This window comes from Vibrio sp. Isolate32 (assembly GCF_022397955.1).
Taxonomy (GTDB): domain Bacteria; phylum Pseudomonadota; class Gammaproteobacteria; order Enterobacterales; family Vibrionaceae; genus Vibrio.
On sequence record NZ_JAKEUQ010000020.1, the window covers coordinates 1 to 20,868 of the forward strand.

Annotated in this window: 20 protein-coding genes and 1 pseudogene; 5 read left to right on the forward strand and 16 right to left on the reverse strand. The window is 45.1% G+C overall.

The window, feature by feature from the left end:
• Positions 1–215: transposase domain-containing protein (locus L1D11_RS14970; protein WP_239833600.1), on the forward strand; the 215-nt coding region annotated here is incomplete at its 5' end.
• A gap of 12 nt (positions 216–227) precedes the next feature.
• Entirely contained in the window at positions 228–698 is a 471-nt protein-coding gene (locus tag L1D11_RS14975; protein ID WP_345772743.1) for a hypothetical protein, read from the forward strand.
• Between the two features lie 3 nt (positions 699–701).
• On the opposite strand, the gene L1D11_RS14980 is transcribed toward L1D11_RS14975, so the two are convergent.
• From L1D11_RS14980 to L1D11_RS15000, 6 genes and pseudogenes are all read right to left on the reverse strand, one after another.
• Positions 702–1,805: a hypothetical protein gene (locus L1D11_RS14980; protein ID WP_239833019.1), complete on the reverse strand. Its 1,104-nt coding sequence runs from the start codon at positions 1,803–1,805 to the stop codon at positions 702–704.
• A gap of 110 nt (positions 1,806–1,915) precedes the next feature.
• Positions 1,916–2,361: pseudogene (locus L1D11_RS14985) on the reverse strand (IS5 family transposase); the annotation flags it as partial.
• A gap of 334 nt (positions 2,362–2,695) precedes the next feature.
• Positions 2,696–4,537 carry a phospholipase gene (locus tag L1D11_RS14990; RefSeq protein WP_239833018.1) on the reverse strand — a complete coding sequence of 614 codons (1,842 nt, stop codon included), beginning with the start codon at positions 4,535–4,537 and terminating at the stop codon, positions 2,696–2,698.
• Between the two features lie 84 nt (positions 4,538–4,621).
• On the reverse strand, positions 4,622–5,959 hold the full coding sequence (locus L1D11_RS14995; RefSeq protein WP_239833017.1) for a Tat pathway signal protein: 1,338 nt from the start codon (positions 5,957–5,959) through the stop codon (positions 4,622–4,624).
• Between the two features lie 181 nt (positions 5,960–6,140).
• The gene (locus tag L1D11_RS22765; protein ID WP_345772742.1) at positions 6,141–6,281 is read right to left on the reverse strand and encodes a hypothetical protein; all 141 of its coding nucleotides are present in this window, start codon (positions 6,279–6,281) and stop codon (positions 6,141–6,143) included.
• Positions 6,257–6,619, reverse strand: a complete 363-nt coding sequence (locus L1D11_RS15000) for a transposase (RefSeq protein ID WP_345772741.1) — start codon at positions 6,617–6,619, stop codon at positions 6,257–6,259. Before L1D11_RS15000 ends, L1D11_RS22765 begins: the two co-directional genes overlap by 25 nt.
• A 16-nt stretch (positions 6,620–6,635) precedes the next feature.
• Between L1D11_RS15000 and L1D11_RS22660 the strand changes: the two genes are divergently transcribed.
• Both L1D11_RS22660 and L1D11_RS15005 read left to right on the forward strand, forming a co-directional pair.
• Positions 6,636–6,764, forward strand: coding sequence for a hypothetical protein (locus tag L1D11_RS22660; protein ID WP_275665928.1), 129 nt, complete (start codon positions 6,636–6,638; stop codon positions 6,762–6,764).
• A gap of 216 nt (positions 6,765–6,980) precedes the next feature.
• On the forward strand, positions 6,981–7,424 hold the full coding sequence (locus tag L1D11_RS15005; protein WP_239833016.1) for a hypothetical protein: 444 nt from the start codon (positions 6,981–6,983) through the stop codon (positions 7,422–7,424).
• An 85-nt stretch (positions 7,425–7,509) separates the two neighbouring features.
• Here L1D11_RS15005 and L1D11_RS15010 read toward each other — a convergent pair whose 3' ends face one another.
• From L1D11_RS15010 to L1D11_RS15055, 10 genes are all read right to left on the reverse strand, one after another.
• Complete coding sequence (locus L1D11_RS15010) at positions 7,510–8,388, reverse strand: AEC family transporter (protein ID WP_171367479.1); 879 nt, start codon at positions 8,386–8,388, stop codon at positions 7,510–7,512.
• 255 nt (positions 8,389–8,643) lie between these two features.
• On the reverse strand, positions 8,644–9,978 hold the full coding sequence (gene guaD / locus L1D11_RS15015) for a guanine deaminase (protein ID WP_239833015.1): 1,335 nt from the start codon (positions 9,976–9,978) through the stop codon (positions 8,644–8,646).
• 59 nt (positions 9,979–10,037) lie between these two features.
• Positions 10,038–10,919, reverse strand: coding sequence for a xanthine dehydrogenase accessory protein XdhC (gene xdhC / locus L1D11_RS15020; RefSeq protein ID WP_239833014.1), 882 nt, complete (start codon positions 10,917–10,919; stop codon positions 10,038–10,040).
• 66 nt (positions 10,920–10,985) lie between these two features.
• Entirely contained in the window at positions 10,986–13,391 is a 2,406-nt protein-coding gene (gene xdhB, locus L1D11_RS15025) for a xanthine dehydrogenase molybdopterin binding subunit (RefSeq protein WP_239833013.1), read from the reverse strand.
• A complete protein-coding gene (xdhA, locus tag L1D11_RS15030) occupies positions 13,384–14,829 on the reverse strand; it encodes a xanthine dehydrogenase small subunit (protein WP_275665927.1) in 1,446 nt (481 codons plus the stop codon). The genes xdhB and xdhA overlap by 8 nt, the downstream gene beginning before the upstream one ends.
• A gap of 468 nt (positions 14,830–15,297) precedes the next feature.
• Positions 15,298–16,032, reverse strand: a complete 735-nt coding sequence (locus L1D11_RS15035; RefSeq protein ID WP_239833012.1) for a GntR family transcriptional regulator — start codon at positions 16,030–16,032, stop codon at positions 15,298–15,300.
• Between the two features lie 193 nt (positions 16,033–16,225).
• Positions 16,226–16,912 carry a DNA-3-methyladenine glycosylase I gene (locus L1D11_RS15040; protein ID WP_239833011.1) on the reverse strand — a complete coding sequence of 229 codons (687 nt, stop codon included), beginning with the start codon at positions 16,910–16,912 and terminating at the stop codon, positions 16,226–16,228.
• A 97-nt stretch (positions 16,913–17,009) separates the two neighbouring features.
• Positions 17,010–17,507 (reverse strand): N-acetyltransferase, encoded by a 498-nt coding sequence (locus tag L1D11_RS15045; RefSeq protein ID WP_239833010.1) that lies wholly within the window; start codon positions 17,505–17,507, stop codon positions 17,010–17,012.
• 42 nt (positions 17,508–17,549) lie between these two features.
• Positions 17,550–18,176: an HD domain-containing protein gene (locus L1D11_RS15050; protein WP_239833009.1), complete on the reverse strand. Its 627-nt coding sequence runs from the start codon at positions 18,174–18,176 to the stop codon at positions 17,550–17,552.
• A gap of 211 nt (positions 18,177–18,387) precedes the next feature.
• The gene (locus tag L1D11_RS15055; RefSeq protein WP_239833008.1) at positions 18,388–19,047 is read right to left on the reverse strand and encodes an HAD family phosphatase; all 660 of its coding nucleotides are present in this window, start codon (positions 19,045–19,047) and stop codon (positions 18,388–18,390) included.
• A 411-nt stretch (positions 19,048–19,458) separates the two neighbouring features.
• On the opposite strand from L1D11_RS15055, the gene L1D11_RS15060 reads away from it, so the two are divergent.
• Complete coding sequence (locus tag L1D11_RS15060) at positions 19,459–20,787, forward strand: anaerobic C4-dicarboxylate transporter (RefSeq protein ID WP_239833007.1); 1,329 nt, start codon at positions 19,459–19,461, stop codon at positions 20,785–20,787.
• The last annotated feature ends 81 nt before the right edge of the window (positions 20,788–20,868 follow it).

Genomic DNA, 20,868 nt, shown 5'->3' on the forward strand with positions numbered 1-20,868 from the left:
AACGCGCCATTAAACCGCTGGTCATTGGAAGAAAAAATTGGCTCTTCTCAAATACACCAAATGGTGCTGATGCGAGCGCGATGCTTTACAGCATCGTCGAGACAGCGAAAGCCAACGGCCTTATCCTCTACGACTACATAGTCAAGTGCATGAAAGAGCTCGCGAAAGCTGAACCTGATATCGATGCGCTCCTACCTTGGAACTTCAAACATTAACAACACCGCCCCGTGGGTTCATGGGGCGCATACGGTGATTGGGTCGAGACAGAACAAACCAGAGCGGTGGCGATTTTAGAGTCTGTACAGCAGTTTTCTTTGTATAAGCTGAGAAGTGATACCTGCACAGGTCAGCCTTCTTTAGATAATCACGTTCAGCACCATGAAGCGTGTTTGTGGTATTTGAACATCGCGATGACGTTTAAAGATGTCGATTTCACTCTGTTGCCAAATGCGGCTGATTTTACGGTTCCTGCGCCTAGTGTTTCACTAGGAGAAAGTGATGCAGTGTGGGTAGATGGTATGCTGAGTCAGTATGAGAAGCAGAAAAACCAATACATAAAAACCAGAGAGGCACAGGTAAAGCAGCCTTTAGAGAGCCTCTTCTGGTATGTGAGTCCTTGCTTAGTGTGTTTCGCGATTGCTCTGCGCCTAACTAAGGTGACAGCAGAGCTTAAGCTAGATAAATGTGCAAAGTCTTAATTATTACCTATACCAAGAGACGTCCATGATGTCGTATGTTCCTCCATTTAGGCTCCAGACTTTAGCCCACTTAATTTTTGGTTGGCCATTTTCTTTAAAAGTAACCGGAAGCATCAAATTATTCCCGCCTCCCCAAACGGTATTATCATCATATTTTGAAAACATTGGGAATCGGTCTCCGCTATATATCAACTGCCCATCTACATATTGAATAAAGTTATGTTGAGACATGTAACTTACTTGATGTCCTGTGGTAATAGTTCCACCATCTTGGCGTCTGGCCTCATTACCGTCATGCATGAACGGGAATTCATGCCAGTTGTCTCCATCAACTGCACCATACCAAGTAAATTCTGCTTTCGTGGGCTCAAAACTTTCAGCAAGCCAATACTTTGTTGATGAAGGCCCCCAGCCATTAGTTTGAGACACAGTTATGTAATATTTACCACCATTTGCTCGCCAAAGATTTGGCGCTTCAACGCCCCCTCTTGTTTCTTCCCAGAGCAAATTACTCACGTTAGTAAGATTGTCTGTCAGTTTATAAAGAGAGATCTTATGCTCTCGATTGTTTTTTGGGCCACGTCGTAAATGAGCGGTTAGGTAACCCTTACCATCTATCTTAGTTAATGACATGTCTTGAACAGTCCACTTTCCACCCGGAGACCATTCTTGTAAGTATGAATATGACCCTTCTATGTTCTTTCCGTCACTAACCCAAAAGCCAAGATTACCCGACTTTTTTACTGCTATAATAAATTTACCATTGCGATTTTTCAGTATAGATGGGCGCCCCCACGCATATGCTTTGCCAGTATCAGGGTTGACATCTACGTCAATGGTTATACCTACTTTCTTCCAACCCGAACTACCGAAGTCATCATTTTTATACATGACAGTGTCAAAGTTAACCTCCTGATCTGTGGGGTCTAATTTATGGCCAACCCAATACCAAGCATTATTTTCTTTGATGAGACTTCCGCCGTTAGCAGTAATTTCTTCACCGCTAACGTCCAACCAGGGTTCATTATTATTGATAATGCCGGCATGAGCCGAGCCTATTAAAATATTAATAGCTAAAAACGTATTTATGATTTTTTTAATTTTCATTATAGCTTTCCTCTAAAAATTTAATAAAAATGCCTACGTATAGACATCGTAAAACTTATTGTCTATTTCAAATTACTAGAGCGTGTTGATCTTTGCTGTACATTTCGTGTTCAACAATATATCGGTAGCCACATTAAGATGAATGCCAGTAATAACATGCTGGCAGAATTCCTTTCTAACTTTTTATATCTACTTGAAATCACTCGATAATGCTTAATTCTCCCAAAGGCATTTTCGACCAAGTGACGACACTTGTATAGACACCAATCCATACTGTCTTTGTCGATATCTTGTCCGTGATTGCGTTTAGCAATTACTGTTTCTCCGCCACGTTCCTTAACAAAAGTACGGAAAGGTTCGCTTTCGTATCCTTTATCACAAACGATGGTATTAGCTTCATCGAGTTTCTCGACTAAGCTTTCGGCATGCACTATGTCGTGGCGTTGTCCTTCTGATAAATCAAAGCAAATCGGTAGGCCACCACTATCCACGGCTAAGTGAATTTTGGTTGAGTTGCCCCGCGACTTTTTCCTATTTGCTCTGAGCTATCAGTAGCTACACCTTTACTTTTCATAACTTGGAGTAGCAGTTCCCATCGAATAACAGTTAGCATTGTCTTGTCTTGTCTTGTCTTGTCTTGTCTTGGCATGGTATTGGTTATGGTTTTACTTTTGGCGAAGCAAATTATAAACCTTTACCATGCTGTTCAAAAAACACTCACGAAAGATCAACGTGTCCTAGTTACCCTCGCAAAACCAGCACGGAATTATAATTGCCAAACGGGAACATAACGGTCTGTTTATTAACCAGCTTTCGTAAGGCGATCGTATCTATGTGGACGCTGAGGCAGGTAAAGAGAGGCGCGTTATGGGCCCCCTGACGTTAATAGACTAACCTGAGTAAGCATGCGGGCCTGAATATTTCCACAAAGGCTCCCAGTAAGACTCAAGTAAATCATTAACATGCTCACCTTCAATAAGGTAATTGACCTCGGCCAAATTACCAGGGTAAAGATTATCCGAACCTACGATACAAACCTCATCATCGACAATCATTACTTTTGAATGGTTACCGGGAGCTGAATCAACAGCCCCATAGAAGAACCCACTCGCACTCACTGTCGTCCAAAATGGATGCCCAATAATTCCTTGCTTAGGTGGTCTCTCTGACAATGGCTGGAATTTAAGTGTTGCTGTTTTTCCTTGCTCTGGAAGGTCTGGCCATTTGTATGTCTCACCTTCAGTTGTCTTGTCTTCAGGTACTTTATCGGTAAAAAAGAATGGAGCGATGAAGAGACGAGATAAAGCGTCCTTGCGCTTACCATCATCGTCATCAAGTAGTTGATCGGTATCTGCATCGTGAGTCATGTAATACTCCATCAATCCAAATGTCCGTACCGCTCCCGATCCAAATGAGTACTGATCGCCTTCTGCTCCCGCACCTGCGTCTAGTGGAGATACAACGATCTGAACAGTTAATCCTTCATTTTTAAGTAATGCTTCGATAATCCAATGACATACGACGTGATCTTTCCAGTTCTTTTTCCAAGCACTGATCACATCCTGTTGCGACATACGGATAACATGTTTCGCATTTAAAATAAGGCTTTTTTTCATGATTTCCGATCCTATCTTAAAATCGGTATCTCGGTTAGGCCCTGTCCAATACTTACCGACCGTGAGTATGCGGTCAGATTTTTTGTAGTCCTCTAGCTTATCGTATGAGTGATACACCTGACGCTCTTCAAAAACATTAGCATCTAAGTCTGAGACTGAACGCAAATCAAACTTTTCGATTTGATTGACTGAAGGTAAAGGAGGTAAAACGGGAGGTTGAGGATCGACTCCAGGTTGAATACCGGTTTCATGGACCTCTAGAATACTATTCTGTTTTTCCTGTATGTAATCCTGAACATAACTAATCATAAGAGGATCATGTGGATAGTTGGGTTCGCTATCCCTGTTGTACCAAGTGAGGTCATCAGTATCTAATGACTCCTTAGTAAGCAGAAATGTATCCGCCGTCCATAGTTCGTTAAGGAACAATTGAGAACCTAAACTGGCCGCACCGTGGACAACAACAGAAACATCATGTACGGGAGGATAGCTTCGGAAAAGATCCATATTCAAGTTATGGCCACCAACCAAAGACTCAACACCATCACAGGCTATAATTTTGGTGTGATTCCAAGTCATTTTTGTATCAGAATCAGAAATTAATGACGCTGGAAGAAATTTTTTCTGTAAAGACATCCAAGAACCAGTCACTCTTTGGTAGAACCTACCCACAACGAATTCAGGCATGATCTCCCAATATGCTGAGCGCGCTCTGATTAAGCGAACCAGAGCGGCTTTGAAGTCAATAAGATTATCTGGCTCATTGATAGGGTAGAGTGGCGTCTGACCAAATATGAACCGGAACTGTGGTGATTCGGTTCGGCCCATAGGCTCCGTAAGTGCGGTATCTATTGCTCCCAGAATCGCTCTCGCCCAATCAGGATCTGGACTGTTTAGCGACGAGATATCACACCGATAACGAGTCTTCTGTACAACCTCAACAAGTGCCCGCTCAAATTCCCCCTGACGTTCAATTGCACGAGGCATTATCTCTGGACCAAACGACATCCCCCATATGCTGGGAGTATCAAGTAACCTGACATAGTTCATGTCACTGTCATGGTAGAAAAGGTCATTTTTTGATAGTTCTTCTTTGATTAACTCTATTTTACTCATCTTCACCTTAACCTGCTGTTTATAAACAGCTTGTCAATTTACAAACGGATTTCGATTTAACTCTGCCACCAATTAATTTGGGGATCATAAAAACTTCCAATCAACCCAGCCTTTGTTGCTTCGCTCTTTGGTTACTGGATAAGCGAGTTTATATGGCGGATCGCCAACTACATCGTCCATATAATAGGTATCGTTCGGGTTACGACCCCAAATTGATGAGATTCTTCGGACATACGGCCTTCCGGGAAGGGAGTTACTATTACGAGTTTCTCCTCCTCCCATAATGTCGAACTCACGATGGAAGGTATGAATTTCTTTTCTTAGGTCTGTAACACTTTTTTCAACAGCGCAAGGAACAGCAAAATCTGTTCCCCATTGGGTCAGGTAACCTCTAGCCATTTTGTAGATTAGCTCAGGGACAGGAGCAACCGTTGCGCATACCTTATCGGCAGAATAATAACCGTCACTGGTAGTATTCCCGGCTACTGTGCCGTGTCTACCACGACAGGCATAGAGCTCATAACCAATAGGTTGAGGTCGGTTACTATCTGGAGCAAGAGGATCGGCTTGTTGTACATCGTTTGCCATGCTTGCCCAGCCTGGATACCTTTTTATCCAGTCCCACCATGACTGATTGTGGATCGTGATATCGTTATTTTCGTTTCTCATCCTTCCATTTGGCCGAGGAACTAGGGCTTGGAAGGCATGATCTTGCACGTTTAGGTTGTATGATTGATCCCAAGAATAAACGCCTACGTAGTTAACCACGTTTGGAGGCAGTTGAGTAAGAATACTCCACCATGTGCCAGGCCCAGGAACCGGATCTATTGCGAAGATATTAACAGGCATATTACGTGTTTTTTCGTCACCATATGCATATAAGAACCAAGCAGCCATGATGGCTTCGCAGGCCCCTCGGCTATGACCGATTAGGTTAAACACATCCCCTTTACTTGCCGCAGCCAAGTTTGCACCGTGCAGTGCTAATGCAGGCATAGTCCAACCTGCAAGGGACTCCTTATACTTGGTATATTGGTTTCCGCTAATATAGCTAGAAATATCAGACAGCAGTTCATCTGGCGCGTTAAGTGGACCGTTGACCATCAGTGGTTCACTGGTATCTCTGGTATGAGCCCAGTCATTCTCACCGGCCCCCCTTACCGTCATTCCAACACCTTTCAGCTCCTTGATGATTCTAACGGGAATATAGCCTGTTGAAGGAAGGTAGATATTTTTATCACTTTCCTCACGGGAGGCCTCTCCTTCATCACGAGTGCAAGCTGTGCCAGAAAAAGATACTGTCATTACGCCTGTTTTCTCAGCGAATGAGAATCTCGGAAGAGCCGGAACAGAGGTGCTTACAAGTAAACCTGAACCACCAATCAAGCCTGATTTAAGAAAGTCTCGCCTTCTTATGTTCATATGTCTTATTCCCAAAAGTACTCAAAAGTTTTTATTGTTTTGGAGCAAGTTCGAGCCTTACTCTTATCGAGAAATTAACACCTAAAGGATAATTTTACTGTAAGGAAGTGTAATCAAGCGCATATCGAGGCTTTGATGCGTAATTCAGTTTAGAGACAGAGCCGCCCGTTTCGTGTATTTCTTAGTCAATACGATAAGTTTCAGGCATACCTAACCCAGTAAGCTTGTTCAACGCTTTTATCATCGCGTAAGTTTCACCCACTTGGGCATTGTAATTTCTTAAGTTCAGTTGCCCTTCTAGCAGCTGCTTAACTCGATACATCGCGGTTTCTGAGAGTGAACGTTTGTGGTATCCATACCGCTCTTTCCAATACTTATTTGAGCCGCATAACTTCTGACAACCCACGTCGAGATTTCGAGGGTGACCCCGTTCCCAAAAGGCTGCCGTTCTCTCAGCGGCATATAAAAAACTCGCTTCACCATAAGTGCTGTCGTGATGGCTAAATCACTGAACCGACGTGGCCTCCCGCGCTTATTCTGTTTGCTTTGCGCCCACCTGCTTATTGCCTCTTCATCAATCCAAAAGATCAAAGAGCCACGGTTAATAAGTGATTGGTTGTATTGCTTCCAGTTGGTTGTTTTGTAACGTGGTTTAGGCATGGGGCTACGAGAGATAGTGGACGTAGCAGATCAGATCGTAGGTTCTGGATTTAGTTCCATTGAATTACGCATCAAAGCCGGTGATCTTGCGAAAGTGAAGAAAGCGCCTTCCGGTGAGTTCACCATCGAGCATTACATGGATTAAGGGTCGGAAGATGGTCAGAAAATTGGCTACCGAGCGTACCAGTGGGCTGACAACTTTGCTGATGGCCAAGATGCTATCGTCAACTCTTTTGCGTACCTATACGGTTCTAACGTTAGTTTAGAAAATACTAAGACACCGTACTTCTGGGCGATAAAAGATACGGTATCTCCGTCTAAAGGTAACTCTGATTTCTATTTTGCTTCGACGGTTAGTCGTATGGCTCGCTCAACAGACAACAAGATCACGCAAAAAGATAAGTATTCAAAACAGTCTCCGTCAGACTTAATTGCTTATAACTTTAATAATGCGAATAAACTGGTTGGCCTGAGTCCTGATGCTTGTACGATCAAACAAATCGCTGATGGTGAAAAAACGCTGACTTGGTACAAAGGTTTCAACCGAGACGAGAATTGTACTGCAACTGCAGCCGACCTTGCGGGACGCGAGAAAGTGACGTCTGCAACGCTTACTAATGATGGTAGCAAGAAAATCTCAGCAGCTAGCCTAAAAGCAAGTGCACTTGAGACGCTTAAAGCTGTGGATCTAGAGTCTTCAACAGCATCTGATTTAACGGATAGCGACTTCGCTGCAATGAAAGCGAAGTACGATGGTGCAGTGAAGAAATACAGTAACTTCAATAGCATTCAGTTCTGGAAGTAAGCCTATTACCTCCATCCTAATGTAAAAATGGGCAGTCTATCTGCCCATTTTTTGTGCCTGTCGTACAGCGGTCTCGCAGTAATTTTTAGGACATCGACAAGGCAAAAGACAGCAGTATCGGCAGCGTTACCACGCTTAAGAAGTTGCCAAATAAAACCATTGAGGCGACCTTAGGCGGCTCTACGTTGAACCTTTCTGCAAACAGATAATTCATCACAGCAGGTGGCAGCATGGTGAACAGTACCATCATCTGCAAGTGTAGAGTGGGTAGAGGAATGAAGAAGTAGATGATCGTAAAAGCGATCGCTCCAGTGAACAGAGATTGCGCTGTACATAATAAGCCGACTTTCAGACCGCTCAGCCTCAAGTTGACCATTTGTGAGCCTAGCGACAGCAGCATGATAGGAACAGCAGCTTGCCCAAGCAGCGATGTGGCTTCGTAGATAGGATTCCACACTGCAATACCGGACAAATTTAGTGTCATTGCTAATAAAGCGGCCAAGAATATTGGCATCTTGAAGATCTGCTTGATCGGGTTACCTTCGCTTAATAACGCTAAGCCTACACTGATATGAACACATGCCGATACCACAAACAGCAGTACCGCTGGAGCTAAGGCACTTTCGCCAAAGGTATACGTGAATAGGGGGATCGCAAGGTTACCGCTATTACGAAACATGTGTGGCGGAGCCCAAGCTTTGAAGTTGAGTTTAAAGATTTTGCAGATCGGAATCATCAGCAGTGCGGGCACTAACACCGCAACTAAAGAAGCAGAAATTAGCGGCAGTTGTTCGGTGTCGAGTGGCATGGTGGTCAGCGATGCAAACACCAAAGCAGGGATACAAACATCCATGTTGATCCGATTGATTGGCTTGAAATCGGGCTTAAGCCAACGACCAACTGCAAAGCCAGCACTGGCGAGTGCAAAAACGGGAAACAGAATGCTAACGACCTGTTCGAACATAGAATTCCTTTCTAAGCGTGTGTTGTTTTAAGCGGACAATAGTTTTAAACGGACAATATTTGGTCTACCACCGTCTAACGTACCAACATAACTTGGCTGCGTCATGGGTGTTGAGCACACCACTGGCAATAATTTGTATTTCTTTGAATGAAGCACAAAAAAGACCAGTGGCATTAGCAACTGGTCTTTTAAGGTTAGGCGAATCTGGACGGGTTCTTTAACAACAAAGGTTACCTAACAACAGTGAGTTATTCGCTAACTCACAAGCTTTTTGTAATCTTTGAAATTGACGTCGTAGGCTTTCTCACCGTAGATGTAAGTCTCGCTGACGGTTCTGTCGTCACCCAAGCTCATCAGTACAAATAGTTTTTCTTCAAGCTTGGTCGCTTGTTCCATTCTGAAGCGCATCAGTTGTGTCGCGTGCAGATCCAGTACCACGAAGTCGGCCTCTTTGCCTACTTCTAAGTTACCGATTTTATCTTCTAAATGCAGAGAACGTGCACCACCTAATGTGGCTAAGAATAGCGATTTAGCTGGGTGAAGTTTCTCTTGTTGAAGCTGCATGATTTTGTACGCTTCGCTCATGGTTTGAAGAATCGAGAAACTGGTACCAGCGCCAACGTCTGTCCCCATTCCAACACGAATACCGTGCTCTTCCATTTTTGGCAACTTGAATAAGCCAGAGCCTAAAAACAGGTTTGAAGTAGGGCAGAAGGCAATGGCTGATTCGGTATCCGCTAGGCGTTTGCATTCGCAGTCTGATAAGTGAATACCGTGTGCAAATACAGAGCGTTTATGCAGTAAGCCATAGTGGTCGTATACGTCTAAATAACTGTCGCGTTCCGGGAAGAGTTCTAAAACCCAGTCGATCTCTTTCTTATTTTCAGAAAGGTGGGTGTGCATGTAAACGTCTGGATATTCTTCTAGCAGTTTACCTACAGTAGCAAGTTGCTCTGGTGTGCTGGTTGGCGCGAAGCGAGGTGTCACAGCATAGTGTAAACGACCGCGCTTATGCCACTTTTCGATCAACTCTTTTGAATCGATATAGCCAGATTCTGGTGTGTCGGTAAGGTAATCGGGCGCATTGCGATCCATTAAAACCTTACCTGCGATCATACGTAGGTTGCGCTTCTCAGCTTCTTCGAAGAATACGTTGACCGACTCTTTGTGTACCGTGCCAAACACGAGTGCTGTGGTGGTGCCGTTGCTTGCCAATTCGTCTAGGAATAGCTTTGCCACTTTGTGTGCGTAGACTGGATTCTTAAAGCGCTTTTCTTCTGGGAAGGTGTAGTTCTCTAACCAATCAAGAAGCTGCTCACCGTAAGACGCGATCATCCCCGTTTGAGGGTAGTGGATGTGCGTATCAATAAAACCAGAGGTGATCAGTTTGTCTTTGTATTCTTTTACTTCGAGTGTTTTAGGCTGACGTGCCAATACGTCATCGGCATGGCCTAAGTCTACGATGTGGCCATTCTCAACCACTAAAACACCATCTTCAAAATAGTCGTAAGACTCATCGATACCGACGTCTTTTGGGTCGGCTACGCTGTGTAAAATACTGGCGCGATAAGCTTTGCGTTGCGTTGTCATGTTTACTTCCTTTTAATGACTTCAGTAACGTTATGGCTACCGAAGCTTTGCGACTTGTATTAGGCGATCTTCTCTTCCAAAGGAGGTTCGCCTACATCGCTTGATTGACTGTGTTGATCGGTCAAATCCTGATTTTGATATTGTTTGGTTGGGCGCTTTTGTTCAAGTGCTTGGCCCTGATAGTGTGCGATCAGTTCACCCGCAACCGATACCGCAATTTCAGCAGGATGTTTGCCATTCACGGCGCTAATGCCAATCGGGCAAACCATAGTTTCAATTTGCTCTTGGCTGTAACCACGTTGCTCTAAGCGGAAGTCGAACTTCTTACGCTTGGTCAGCGAGCCGATCATGCCGAAGTAACGGCTGTCTTCACGGTCGATAATGGCTTTCGTTAAATCGAAATCAAGCTGGTGGTTGTGGGTCATTACTAGGTAGTAGCTGTTCGGTGGCATGTGTTTAACTTCGCCAACCGGATCGTCTGTGACTAGCTTTTTGACACCGTGAGGAAGCGTGTCAGGGAACACTTCTTCACGTTCATCAATCCAGGTCACACGGAAGGGTAGGGTCGCGACAATGTGCAGCAGCGCCTTGGCAACATGGCCAGCGCCGAACAGCACGAGATGGTTCTGTTGAGTACCAATCGGCTCAAAGCTTAATGTTGCCATTCCGCCACAACATTGTCCCAAACGAGCCCCTAGGTTAAAGCGTTCTACTTTGAGCGATTTTTCACTGGCTATCAGCATCTCACGCGCCATTTTAGTGGCCACATGTTCAAGGTGACCACCACCAATCGTAGCGATGATTCGGTCACGAGTGACAAGCATTTTGGTACCCGCATCACGTGGCACTGAGCCTCTGTCTTCAAGCACTGTCACCATCACACATGGTTCGTAGTTCTCTTCCAGTTTTGCCAGTTCGTGAATCCAATTATCCTTAAACATATGTCCTCCTAAATCCCTTCTATGCTTCCTGAGCTGTTTATTACGCCCTAGCCATATCTATCAGCTTTAAGCCGTTTCTGATTGAGTATCGACCGAAGTCGGGGCTGTTTCAGAGACTTCCTGAATCGCCATCAAAATACGCTCTGGCGTTGCTGGTGTGTTGAGCTTAGGAATTGCGCCATCAACGGCCACGTAGCTAATCGCATCTTTCAATGCACTCCATACCGACATACCCAACATGAAAGGCGGTTCACCCACTGCTTTCGAGTTGAAGACGGTGTCTTCTGGGTTGTTACGGTTTTCTAAAAGGTGCGTTCTGAAATCAATTGGCATATCAGCAATCGCTGGGATCTTGTAACTCGCAGGGCCATTGGTCATCAAGCGGCCTTGCTGGTTCCAAACCAACTCTTCTGTCGTCAACCAGCCGACACCTTGCACAAAGCCACCTTCGACTTGGCCGATATCAATTGCTGGGTTCAATGAAGCGCCTACATCATGCAGAATATCGACACGCAGAATCTTGTTTTCGCCGGTTAGGGTATCGATGATAACCTCTGAACAAGAGGCGCCATACGCGTAGTAGTAGAACGGGCGACCGCGTGCTTTCTCGTGATCGTAATAGATCTTCGGCGTGCGGTAGAAGCCAGTGCTCGATAGCGAGATTTGGTTAAACCAAGCCAGTTCAACAAACGAGTTGAAGGTCATGATCTCATCGCGAATCTGCACCATACCGTTCTTAAATACTACTTCTTCAGGCCACACTTTGAAGTGTGCAGAAGCGAAGTCGATCAGGCGCTGCTTAATGGTTATTGCTGCGTTTTGCGCGGCCTTACCGTTGAGGTCGGCGCCCGATGAGGCTGCGGTTGGTGATGTGTTCGGAACTTTGTCTGTGTTTGTAGCGGTGATCTGGATACGTTCGACATCGACTTGGAACTCCTGTGCAACGATTTGTGCCACTTTGATGTTTAAGCCTTGCCCCATTTCCGTACCGCCGTGATTCAAATGAATACTGCCATCGGTGTAGATATGGATGAGCGCACCTGCTTGGTTCAAGAAAGTCGCAGTAAATGAGATACCGAATTTCACTGGTGTGATCGCTAGGCCCTTCTTCAAGATAGGGCTTTGCTTGTTGAACTCGGCAATGTCTTTACGACGTGCGTGATAGTCACTGCTGCGTTCAAGCTGTTCGGTTATCTCAGGTAAAAAGTTGTCTTCAACGGTTTGGTAGTAATGGGTCACGTTACGGCCTTCTTCGCCGTAATAGTTCGCCTTACGTACTTCCAAAGGATCTTTTTGCAGGTAACGCGCAATCTCGTCCATGATGTGTTCAATGGTCATCATGCCTTGCGGACCACCAAAGCCACGGTATGCGGTGTTCGATGCTGTGTTGGTTTTGCATCGGTGACCGACCACAGTTGCATCGCCAAGGTAATAAGCATTGTCTGAGTGGAACATCGCGCGGTCGACGATAGAACTTGATAAGTCTGGTGAGTAGCCACAGTTACCTGCAACGGTAATGTCGGTACCTTGAATCACACCGTTGTCGTCAAAACCGACGGTATATTGGTTGTAGAACGGGTGGCGTTTCCCCGTCTGCTGCATGTCTTCATTACGCAGTAGACGCATTTTGGTCGGTCGGCCTGTGAGATGGGCAATCACCGCAGCCATACAGGCTGGAGAGGCTGCTTGGGTCTCTTTACCACCGAAACCACCACCCATGCGACGCATATCAATCACGACTTTATGCATCGGTACGCCAATCACTTCCGCGACCAGTTTTTGAACTTCGGTCGGGTTTTGAGTCGAGGTGTAGACGATCATACCGCCATCTTCGGCTGGCATAACGCTACTGATTTGGGTTTCTAGGTAGAAGTGTTCTTGACCGCCGATCTCTAGGTCACCAGAGATCACGTGTTTCGATTTTGCCAATGCGGCTTTCGAGTCACCACGCTGTTGAGTGTGGCTCTCTGTCACGAAGTGCTCTTTTGCCAGTGCTTCTTTGACATCAAGAATGGCAGGTAGCTCTTCGTATTCAATAATGGCTGCATGTGCGGCTTTGCGTGCGGTCTCTAAATCGTTGGCTGCTACCGCAATCACAGGTTGGCCGTAGTATTCTACTTTGCCATCGGCAAGCAGAGGGTCACCTGGAAGAATTGCGCCGATATCTAGCTCACCCGGTACGTCTTTGGCTTGAATAGCAATAGCCACGCCTTCAAATTCGTAACACGGTGATAAATCTATCTTGGTGATGTTGGCGTGTGCTTGAGTGCTCAGGCGTGCGTATACGTGCAGCTGATTTGGGAACTCTAGGCGGTCATCAATGTATACCGCTTCGCCCGTGACTTGCTTGGCTGCACTGTCGTGTTTAACGTTTTTACCTACGCCAGTTTTTAGGTCTTGTTTTGCAATGGTAACCATCTCTTCGTGGGTCATCGCATTGCTCTTGTGAACAGAGGAATTTGATTTAGACATAAGACGTTACCCTTGTTTCGATTTGGTTATTTTTGTTTTGCTGTTCAATGAAGTAACGACGCAACATATTTGCTGCCGACAATGAACGGTATTCTTGGCTTGCACGGAAATCAGATAGCGGTTCAAAGTCGTTATACAGTTCTCGCATCGCTAACTTAATATTAGCGTCTGTCCATGGTTTGCCTAATAACGTATTTTCACAAAGGGTTGCGCGCTTAGGTGTTGCAGCCATACCACCAAAGGCGATACGAGCATGTGTTACCTTGCCTTCTTCGATTTGAATATCAAACGCACCACATACTGCAGAGATGTCATCGTCTAAACGTTTAGATAGCTTGTAAGCTCGGAAACTGTCATTGGCTGGTTTAGGGATGATGATTTGTTCAATGAATTCACTCTCTTTTTGAGCCGTCACCTTGTAGCTGATGAAGTAATCTTCAATCGGCATGGTGCGTGACTCATCACCGCAACGAAGTTTGATCTTTGCGTTCAGGGCAATCAACAGAGGAGGGGTGTCACCGATAGGTGAAGCATTGGCAATATTACCGCCAATGGTGCCTTGGTTACGTACTTGCAGGGAAGCAAAGCGGTGTAACAGCTCACCAAAATCCGGGTAGTGTTTTTTCAGTAGTGCGTAAGAATTGCTGATAGGCAGGTTGGCACCAATGATTAAGTCAGTGTCTGTCTCTTCGCATACCTTCATGTCTTCAACAAGGTTTACGCTGATCAGTGTTTCAATTTCACGATGGAACTGTGTCACTTCCAACGCTAAGTCCGTACCGCCAGCAACCAGCTTAGCGTTCGGGTGTGCTTGAAAAAGCTTGGCCAGCTCGTCAGTGCTTTTCGGGGAAAAAGCGGTGAGGTGACCAAGGCGTAAGTTGGCTTCGGTGTCTTGAATATCTTCTAGCTTCTTGATGGTGTTGCGTTCAAGCTCAGCAAATTGGTCGATCAAAGGTTGGTCTGTTGAAAGCGACATCGCAGCATCAACAATTGGTCGGTAACCGGTACAACGACAGAGGTTACCTGCCAGTGATTCCATGACATCTTCTTTGCTCGCATCGGGTTTGTTTTTGCCTAGCGCAAACATCGACATGATGAAGCCTGGCGTGCAGTAACCACATTGTGAACCGTGAAAATCAACCACCGCTTTTTGCACTGGGTGCAGTGACTTATCTCGGTTTTGCAGATCTTCTACTGTGATTAGCTGTTTACCGTGCAGCGCTGAAACGAACGTAAGGCAAGAGTTCACCGAGCGGTATTGCAGCTGTCCATCAACCACTTCACCCAGAACCACCGTACATGCACCGCAGTCGCCTGACCCACAACCTTCTTTGGTACCCGTTTTATTAACCTTGGTACGAAGGTAGTTGAGCACTGTCATATTCGGCGACAGATTGTCTTCACGTCTTATTTCCTGATTGAGCAAAAAAGTAATCAAGAGACCTCCTTGTAAATCGACATTTTTCAATGTGTATTCTTTTTGACTTCTAGGTCAATAATTATTCATCCTGACCCTATGGTCAACTATTCATTTACAAAAATGCAACAATCAAGGCTGGTTTGGGGTTGTGTACAATTTTACTTTGGATTTAATCATCTGTTTTATTAGGATTTAAATTAGAAGTGTTGAGTTTTATGGTGTGAGTGTATTAATGGCTATGTATACAAAATTAAGGCACGGTCTTGGCTTTGGTGGATTAAATGTTGTAGAAGCTAAGAGCGCTATTTAGGTCTAAATCAAGAGTATTTTGAGACGAAAATGATTCAATCTTCGCGTCTATCATTATGGGGAAGGCATAAAAAAGAAGTAAACCCTGAGGCTTACTTCTCTTTTTTTGTTAACAGAAAGTTATTAACAAAAAGTTGTCAACAGGAAGCTGTTAGAGCTAGGCTGGAACTCAACTCGTTATGACTTGTTTTTAAGCAAATCAGAGAACACAACATGCAGATCGCTCGAAGCTGTGTTGCTGTCTAGATTTAGCTTGGAGCGAATGTGGCTCAGGTGCTCTCGCATTAGGTCAACGGCTTGCTCTTCATCGCCAGACTCTATTGCATCAAGTAAACCTTCATGCTCATCGAGAGAGCAATTTGAATGGTTACCGGTTTCGTACTGGGCAATAAGCAGAGAGGTTTGCGATACCAAGCTACGTTGGAATGCCAGCAGTGGCGCGTTCTCAGCCATTTCAGCCAGTTTGATGTGGAACTCACCAGACAAACGTAAGCCAGAGCCGTAGTCACCTTGCTCGAAGGCGCAGTTTTCTTTCGCAACCAGTTTTCTACACTCTTTGATTTGAGCTTTGGTCGCGTTCTTAACCGCTAGCTCAGTGATAGCAATTTCCATCACTTCACGTGCTTTAAATATCTGCTTGGCTTCGTCTACTGTTGGGGCTGCAATCACAGCACCTCGGTTAGGACGGATCACCACAACTTGTTCTAACGATAAACGCAGTAAGGCACGGCGAATGATAGTGCGGCTAACGCTAAAAATTTCTGCTAGGGCTTCTTCGCTTAATTTGGTGGCTGGTGGCAGCCTTTGTTCTAGTATCGCGTCGAAGATATGGCAGTAAACAACATCGTCTTGAGTCTGGCCTGTTACTTTCGTTTTTACACCTTTGGAGACAGAGTTTTTGAGAACTGTCATAGAGATAAGGACCCTTGTTTAGTCGAGTTGGGTTGGTCGAGAATAATTCATGAGTATTACTCTCTATTGTATACACTTATCTATACAATGCCACCGGATGAAAGTGCGACACACGCTTATTTGTTAATGATTTGTAACATTTATTTGCAGGAAACTGTGTGCAATCTAGATCTTTAAGTCATTCGCCCTAAAACTAGACGCGATTATCGCCACAGCTGTATGCCACGATCTGGCTGATTTCGCTCAGGCTACGACCTGATTGCTGCTGCCATTCGTTGAAAGCCTTACTTGCCGCGACTTGTGCTCGCTTGGTGTTACGGCCGCTATCGACCACATCGGTGCTGCGCAGGTGCGCTTCAACGTCAGAAGAAAGGATAAAGGTGTCTTTGCCCATTTGACGCAGGGTGTAGGCGCCTGTATTTCCGCCCAATCGCTTGCCGTGTTTCTTCAGGTAATCCCACAGCTCTGTTATCCGTTCTGCAGGCCAGTCGGCTACCATTTGAGAGAATGAATCCGCTTCACGCTTGGCATTGTGAATCATGGTGGCGTTGGCAGGGATGGTCATCACCTTGGTGAGGTGGCGAATAATGCGTGGATCTTGTGCTTTCTGTTCCCACATCTCATTTGGCAGCATTAACATTTTCTCGATGTCGAACTCAAAGAACACTTCTTCAAATTGCGGCCATTTCTTTCTCACTACATTCCATGAAATACCGCACTGGAATACCTTTTCGGTAAAGGCTGCCAGCCAGCGGTCGTCGGTGATTTGCGATAGCTTGGCTTGTGAAAGAGGCGCACGAACAATCTTTTCTAACTCGGCTGCGCCACCTTTACGGTGAGCGGCACGTTGGTAAATGGTGTCGAATTTTTCTTGGGTCATTGGAGGTTCCAAACTAAAGCGATTCTTTATGATATGGGGACTAATTTCTATATGAAAAGGAGCTTAAGCCATTGTCTTCAAATCAAATGAAAGCCAATTAAGAGAGCTTTAATTCCATCTGATACAAGGGCCATGTTTTACCATTGAATTCTTTGACGCTCGGCTCTTCGTCGACCACCTGAAAACCCACTTTGTCGTAGCAACGTTTTGCTCCGATATTCTGCTGGAAGACCGCTAAGCTGATGATGGTGACATCAGGGATTTGTTTCGCAGCTTCTAATGCACTTTCTATCATAGATTGCCCTAGTCCTTTGCCTCGTTGGTCTGGGTGAATCGCAACTCGGCAAAAGCGAAGCTCATTGTCTGACATGCGCTGAAACTCCATAAAACCGAGCAATTCATTGGTATTTGGATTAGTGCTAGGCGTGGAGAATGTGTAAAGCTCGACATGGGGCTCTTGAGACCGTTCGATGATTGAAGCCGCTTCTAACGGCCAACCAAAGGTTCGTCCGCCCCATAGTACGTAGTCTTCGAGTGATGTGAACCAAGTGACGATTTCGTCGGCATTGGAGGCTTTAAAGCGGTTTATTTCCATATCTTTGTCTCTTCCTTATCGCGTGTCTCTTTTTCTAAGCCGCTAAACTTCCGCACCCAACTGTTCAATAAAGCCACGCATGTAGTCAGTGCGTTTGTTGGCTTCTAATTTGGCGGATTCTGTATTCATGGTTTCAGAGAGCTTAAACAGCTTCACGTAGAAATGGTCGACGCTGTAATTCTTGTCATCCAAGTCGCGCTGCTTCGCGAACGGGTCTTCATGATTATAGAGTTCGGCATTGAAGCTTTGACCAACGTAGAGACAGCGTGCAATGCCAATTGCACCGAGAGAGTCAAGGCGATCGGCATCTTGGACGATTTGAGCTTCCAAGGTCTCTGGCGTGATGTTAGCGCTGTAGCTGTGCGTGACAATCGCATGGTGGATCTCATCCAGATAGGACGCGGGATAGTCGATAGATTTAAGGAAAGATATCGCCTTGTCTGCTGCCATTATTGAGCTTTGGGCTCTGTCTGAATGATTCTTAGGAAAGGTGAAACAATCATGAAGATAAGCAGCAGGCAGTACGACCTCAAGCTTCGCTTGTTCTTTGATACATAAAGCCTTTGCAGCTTTGACTACGCGCTTGATGTGGCTGATGTCGTGCGCGGCATCTTGTGTCATCTCTCGCTGTGCAAAATCAAGCAGTTGGTCTTCAAACTTTTCCTTCACGCGTCTCTTTCTCCATATTTAGACGTTAGCAATGTTGCTTATTACTTAGCATATATTTCACATCGACCTTAACAGTTTCAAGGGCGAGTTTTTATCTTTTATTAAAGGAATATCAACAAAAAAACCGACTCTGTGAGTCGGCTTGATAGAGAGGCTTGTCTACGTATTTTAGGACGAGACAGATAAAAACATTATCAACAGTAGTGAGAGTTTAAGCTGCAGCTTGTTGAAGCTGTGCTAGCACATCACGCAGAGAAGGGCTGATGGTGTGTCCAAGCGCTTTTACTTCTTCGCAAGGCTCAACCAAGTCTGGAATTTGGAAGCTAATCATATTCGCCGCCATTGATGCACGAATGCCGTTGTTTGAATCTTCAAACGCTAGGCAGGTTTCAGGCGCAACACCTAGGCGTTCTGCCGCCAGCAAGTAAATCTCAGGGTGAGGCTTACCGTGACTCACTTCGCAGCCTGTGCTTAGTGAAGTGAAGTAAGAATCTAGGCCTGCTAACTCAAGCTTCTTCTTTGCGATATCTAGCTGAGTGGAGGTTGCCACCGCAATTGGAATGTCGTTTGATTTTAGCCATTCAAGCAACTCAATCACGCCATCTTTGACTGGAATCGCTTGGTTCTTAACAATCGCGCTGTAGCGAGTACGCCATTCATTATTTAGAGCCGGATAATCAAGATCTTCGCCATAACCATTTCTAAAAATCTGTTCGATAGTTTTTGCGTTACAGCCGATGATGCCTAAGTAAACGTCCTTTAAAAATGGGACACCCTGCGCGTGACATGCTTCTTCAAAAATCTGCATACACAGGCGCTCAGTATCAAGGAGTAGGCCATCCATATCAAAAATAGCTGCTTGGAATTTCATATCCGTGGTTCTTTATGTGTTGTGGTCGTGAGGGCGAGTATTTTGACATAGCCACTAGGTATAGGCGAGTCAGCGTTCAGTAAGAATGTATCCGATCGGCTTGATAATATGTTTCTGAGTGACTTAAAGTGTGATTGATTGTGGTTGGGATAATATCGTTCAGTTATGAGCTTGATATTTTATAGGCTATCCAGTTCTAATAGAAACAATTATGATTATTCCACATAACAAATTTAGCTCGTTTGTCTGGTTTCTTATTACATTTCATAAACTTACAGGTAGGTTAGCGTGACCATAATCTTAGAAAAAACAATTTGTGGGAGCCTGCAATCATAGTGTGACCAAGCAATAAGTAAATGGCTGAGCTTAGGAAGAAAATATCATTAGTCCAGATTTTTAGTAGGGTTGCTTATGTTGTATTTTGAGTTTCTATTTTTACTTGTCGTTCTCTATATCGGTTCTCGGTATGGTGGTATTGGCTTAGGTGTTGTTTCTGGTATTGGTTTGGTTATTGAGGTGTTTGTCTTCAAGATGCCACCAACATCTCCACCTGTCACAGTAATGTTGATCATCCTTGCTGTTGTTACTTGTGCCTCGATCCTCGAAGCGGCTGGTGGCTTGAAATACATGCTACAAGTGGCGGAAAGGGTGCTAAGAAAGAACCCGAAACGCGTTACCATGATAGCCCCTTTCGTAACCTACTCGATGACTTTCTTATTGGGTACTGGCCACGCGGTGTATTCCATCATGCCTATTATCGGTGATGTGGCATTGAAGAATGGGATTCGTCCTGAGCGCCCGATGGCAGCAGCTTCTGTTGCATCTCAACTAGCGATTACAGCATCACCAATCTCGGCGGCCGTGGTTTATTACTTAGCGCAGTTGTCGGATATTCAACACTCTATCACTTTGCTTTCAATTCTATTGGTGACGGTGCCTGCAACGCTATTCGGTACCTTTCTACTTTCTTTGTACAGCCTAAAACGCGGTAAAGAACTGAATGACGATCCTGAGTACCAAGAGCGTTTGAAAGATCCTGAGTGGAAAAAGCGTATTGAGAGCACCACAGCAACATCATTAGATGAAGTGCTACCTAGTTCGGCTCGTAATGCGGTTTTGATTTTCCTATTGTCGATTGTCGTGATTGTTATCGTGGCTATGGTGCCTGAGATCAGAACTATCGTAGACGGCGATAAGCCAATTAAGATGTCGGTGATCATCCAAATGATGATGCTCTGTTTCGGCGGTATCATCTTGTTGGCGACCAAAACTGACCCGCGTGACGTGCCAAATGGCGTGGTATTTAAATCGGGTATGGTGGCGGCGATTGCTATCTTCGGTATCGCTTGGATGTCGGATACTTACTTCCAATACGCAATGCCTCAGTTCAAATCTGGCATCGTGGAAATGGTAACGAATTACCCTTGGACGTTCGCGCTAGCGCTATTCATCGTATCGGTTGTGGTGAACTCACAAGCGGCTACTGCACGTATGATGCTACCCGTTGGCCTTGGTTTAGGGTTAGACCCAGCGCTGCTTATCGGCTTGATGCCAGCGGTTTACGGCTACTTCTTCATTCCGAACTACCCATCAGATATCGCAACAGTGAACTTCGATGTCTCTGGCACTACCAAGATTGGTAAGTGGTACTTTAACCACTCATTCATGTCGGTGGGTTTAATCGGTGTAGTAGGCGCATGTTGCTTGGGCTACGCACTGGCACAGATTTTTATCGCTTAATGTATTATCAAGCTCATAAACAAAAAAACAGCGCCTGTATTGGCGCTGTTTTTGTTTGGGAGATTTGAAGCACTGGCTTTC

What these genes read in the sequence shown, in the direction of transcription:
- L1D11_RS14980 (WP_239833019.1), bottom strand. Translation starts at nt 1,805, where the DNA reads ATGAAAATTAAAAAAATCATAAATACGTTTTTAGCTATTAATATTTTA.
- L1D11_RS14990 (WP_239833018.1), bottom strand. Translation starts at nt 4,537, where the DNA reads ATGAGTAAAATAGAGTTAATCAAAGAAGAACTATCAAAAAATGACCTT.
- L1D11_RS14995 (WP_239833017.1), bottom strand. Translation starts at nt 5,959, where the DNA reads ATGAACATAAGAAGGCGAGACTTTCTTAAATCAGGCTTGATTGGTGGT.
- L1D11_RS22765 (WP_345772742.1), bottom strand. Translation starts at nt 6,281, where the DNA reads ATGTATCGAGTTAAGCAGCTGCTAGAAGGGCAACTGAACTTAAGAAAT.
- L1D11_RS15000 (WP_345772741.1), bottom strand. Translation starts at nt 6,619, where the DNA reads ATGCCTAAACCACGTTACAAAACAACCAACTGGAAGCAATACAACCAA.
- L1D11_RS15005 (WP_239833016.1), top strand. Translation starts at nt 6,981, where the DNA reads ATGGCTCGCTCAACAGACAACAAGATCACGCAAAAAGATAAGTATTCA.
- L1D11_RS15010 (WP_171367479.1), bottom strand. Translation starts at nt 8,388, where the DNA reads ATGTTCGAACAGGTCGTTAGCATTCTGTTTCCCGTTTTTGCACTCGCC.
- guaD (WP_239833015.1), bottom strand. Translation starts at nt 9,978, where the DNA reads ATGACAACGCAACGCAAAGCTTATCGCGCCAGTATTTTACACAGCGTA.
- xdhC (WP_239833014.1), bottom strand. Translation starts at nt 10,919, where the DNA reads ATGTTTAAGGATAATTGGATTCACGAACTGGCAAAACTGGAAGAGAAC.
- xdhB (WP_239833013.1), bottom strand. Translation starts at nt 13,391, where the DNA reads ATGTCTAAATCAAATTCCTCTGTTCACAAGAGCAATGCGATGACCCAC.
- L1D11_RS15035 (WP_239833012.1), bottom strand. Translation starts at nt 16,032, where the DNA reads ATGACAGTTCTCAAAAACTCTGTCTCCAAAGGTGTAAAAACGAAAGTA.
- L1D11_RS15040 (WP_239833011.1), bottom strand. Translation starts at nt 16,912, where the DNA reads ATGACCCAAGAAAAATTCGACACCATTTACCAACGTGCCGCTCACCGT.
- L1D11_RS15045 (WP_239833010.1), bottom strand. Translation starts at nt 17,507, where the DNA reads ATGGAAATAAACCGCTTTAAAGCCTCCAATGCCGACGAAATCGTCACT.
- L1D11_RS15055 (WP_239833008.1), bottom strand. Translation starts at nt 19,047, where the DNA reads ATGAAATTCCAAGCAGCTATTTTTGATATGGATGGCCTACTCCTTGAT.
- L1D11_RS15060 (WP_239833007.1), top strand. Translation starts at nt 19,459, where the DNA reads ATGTTGTATTTTGAGTTTCTATTTTTACTTGTCGTTCTCTATATCGGT.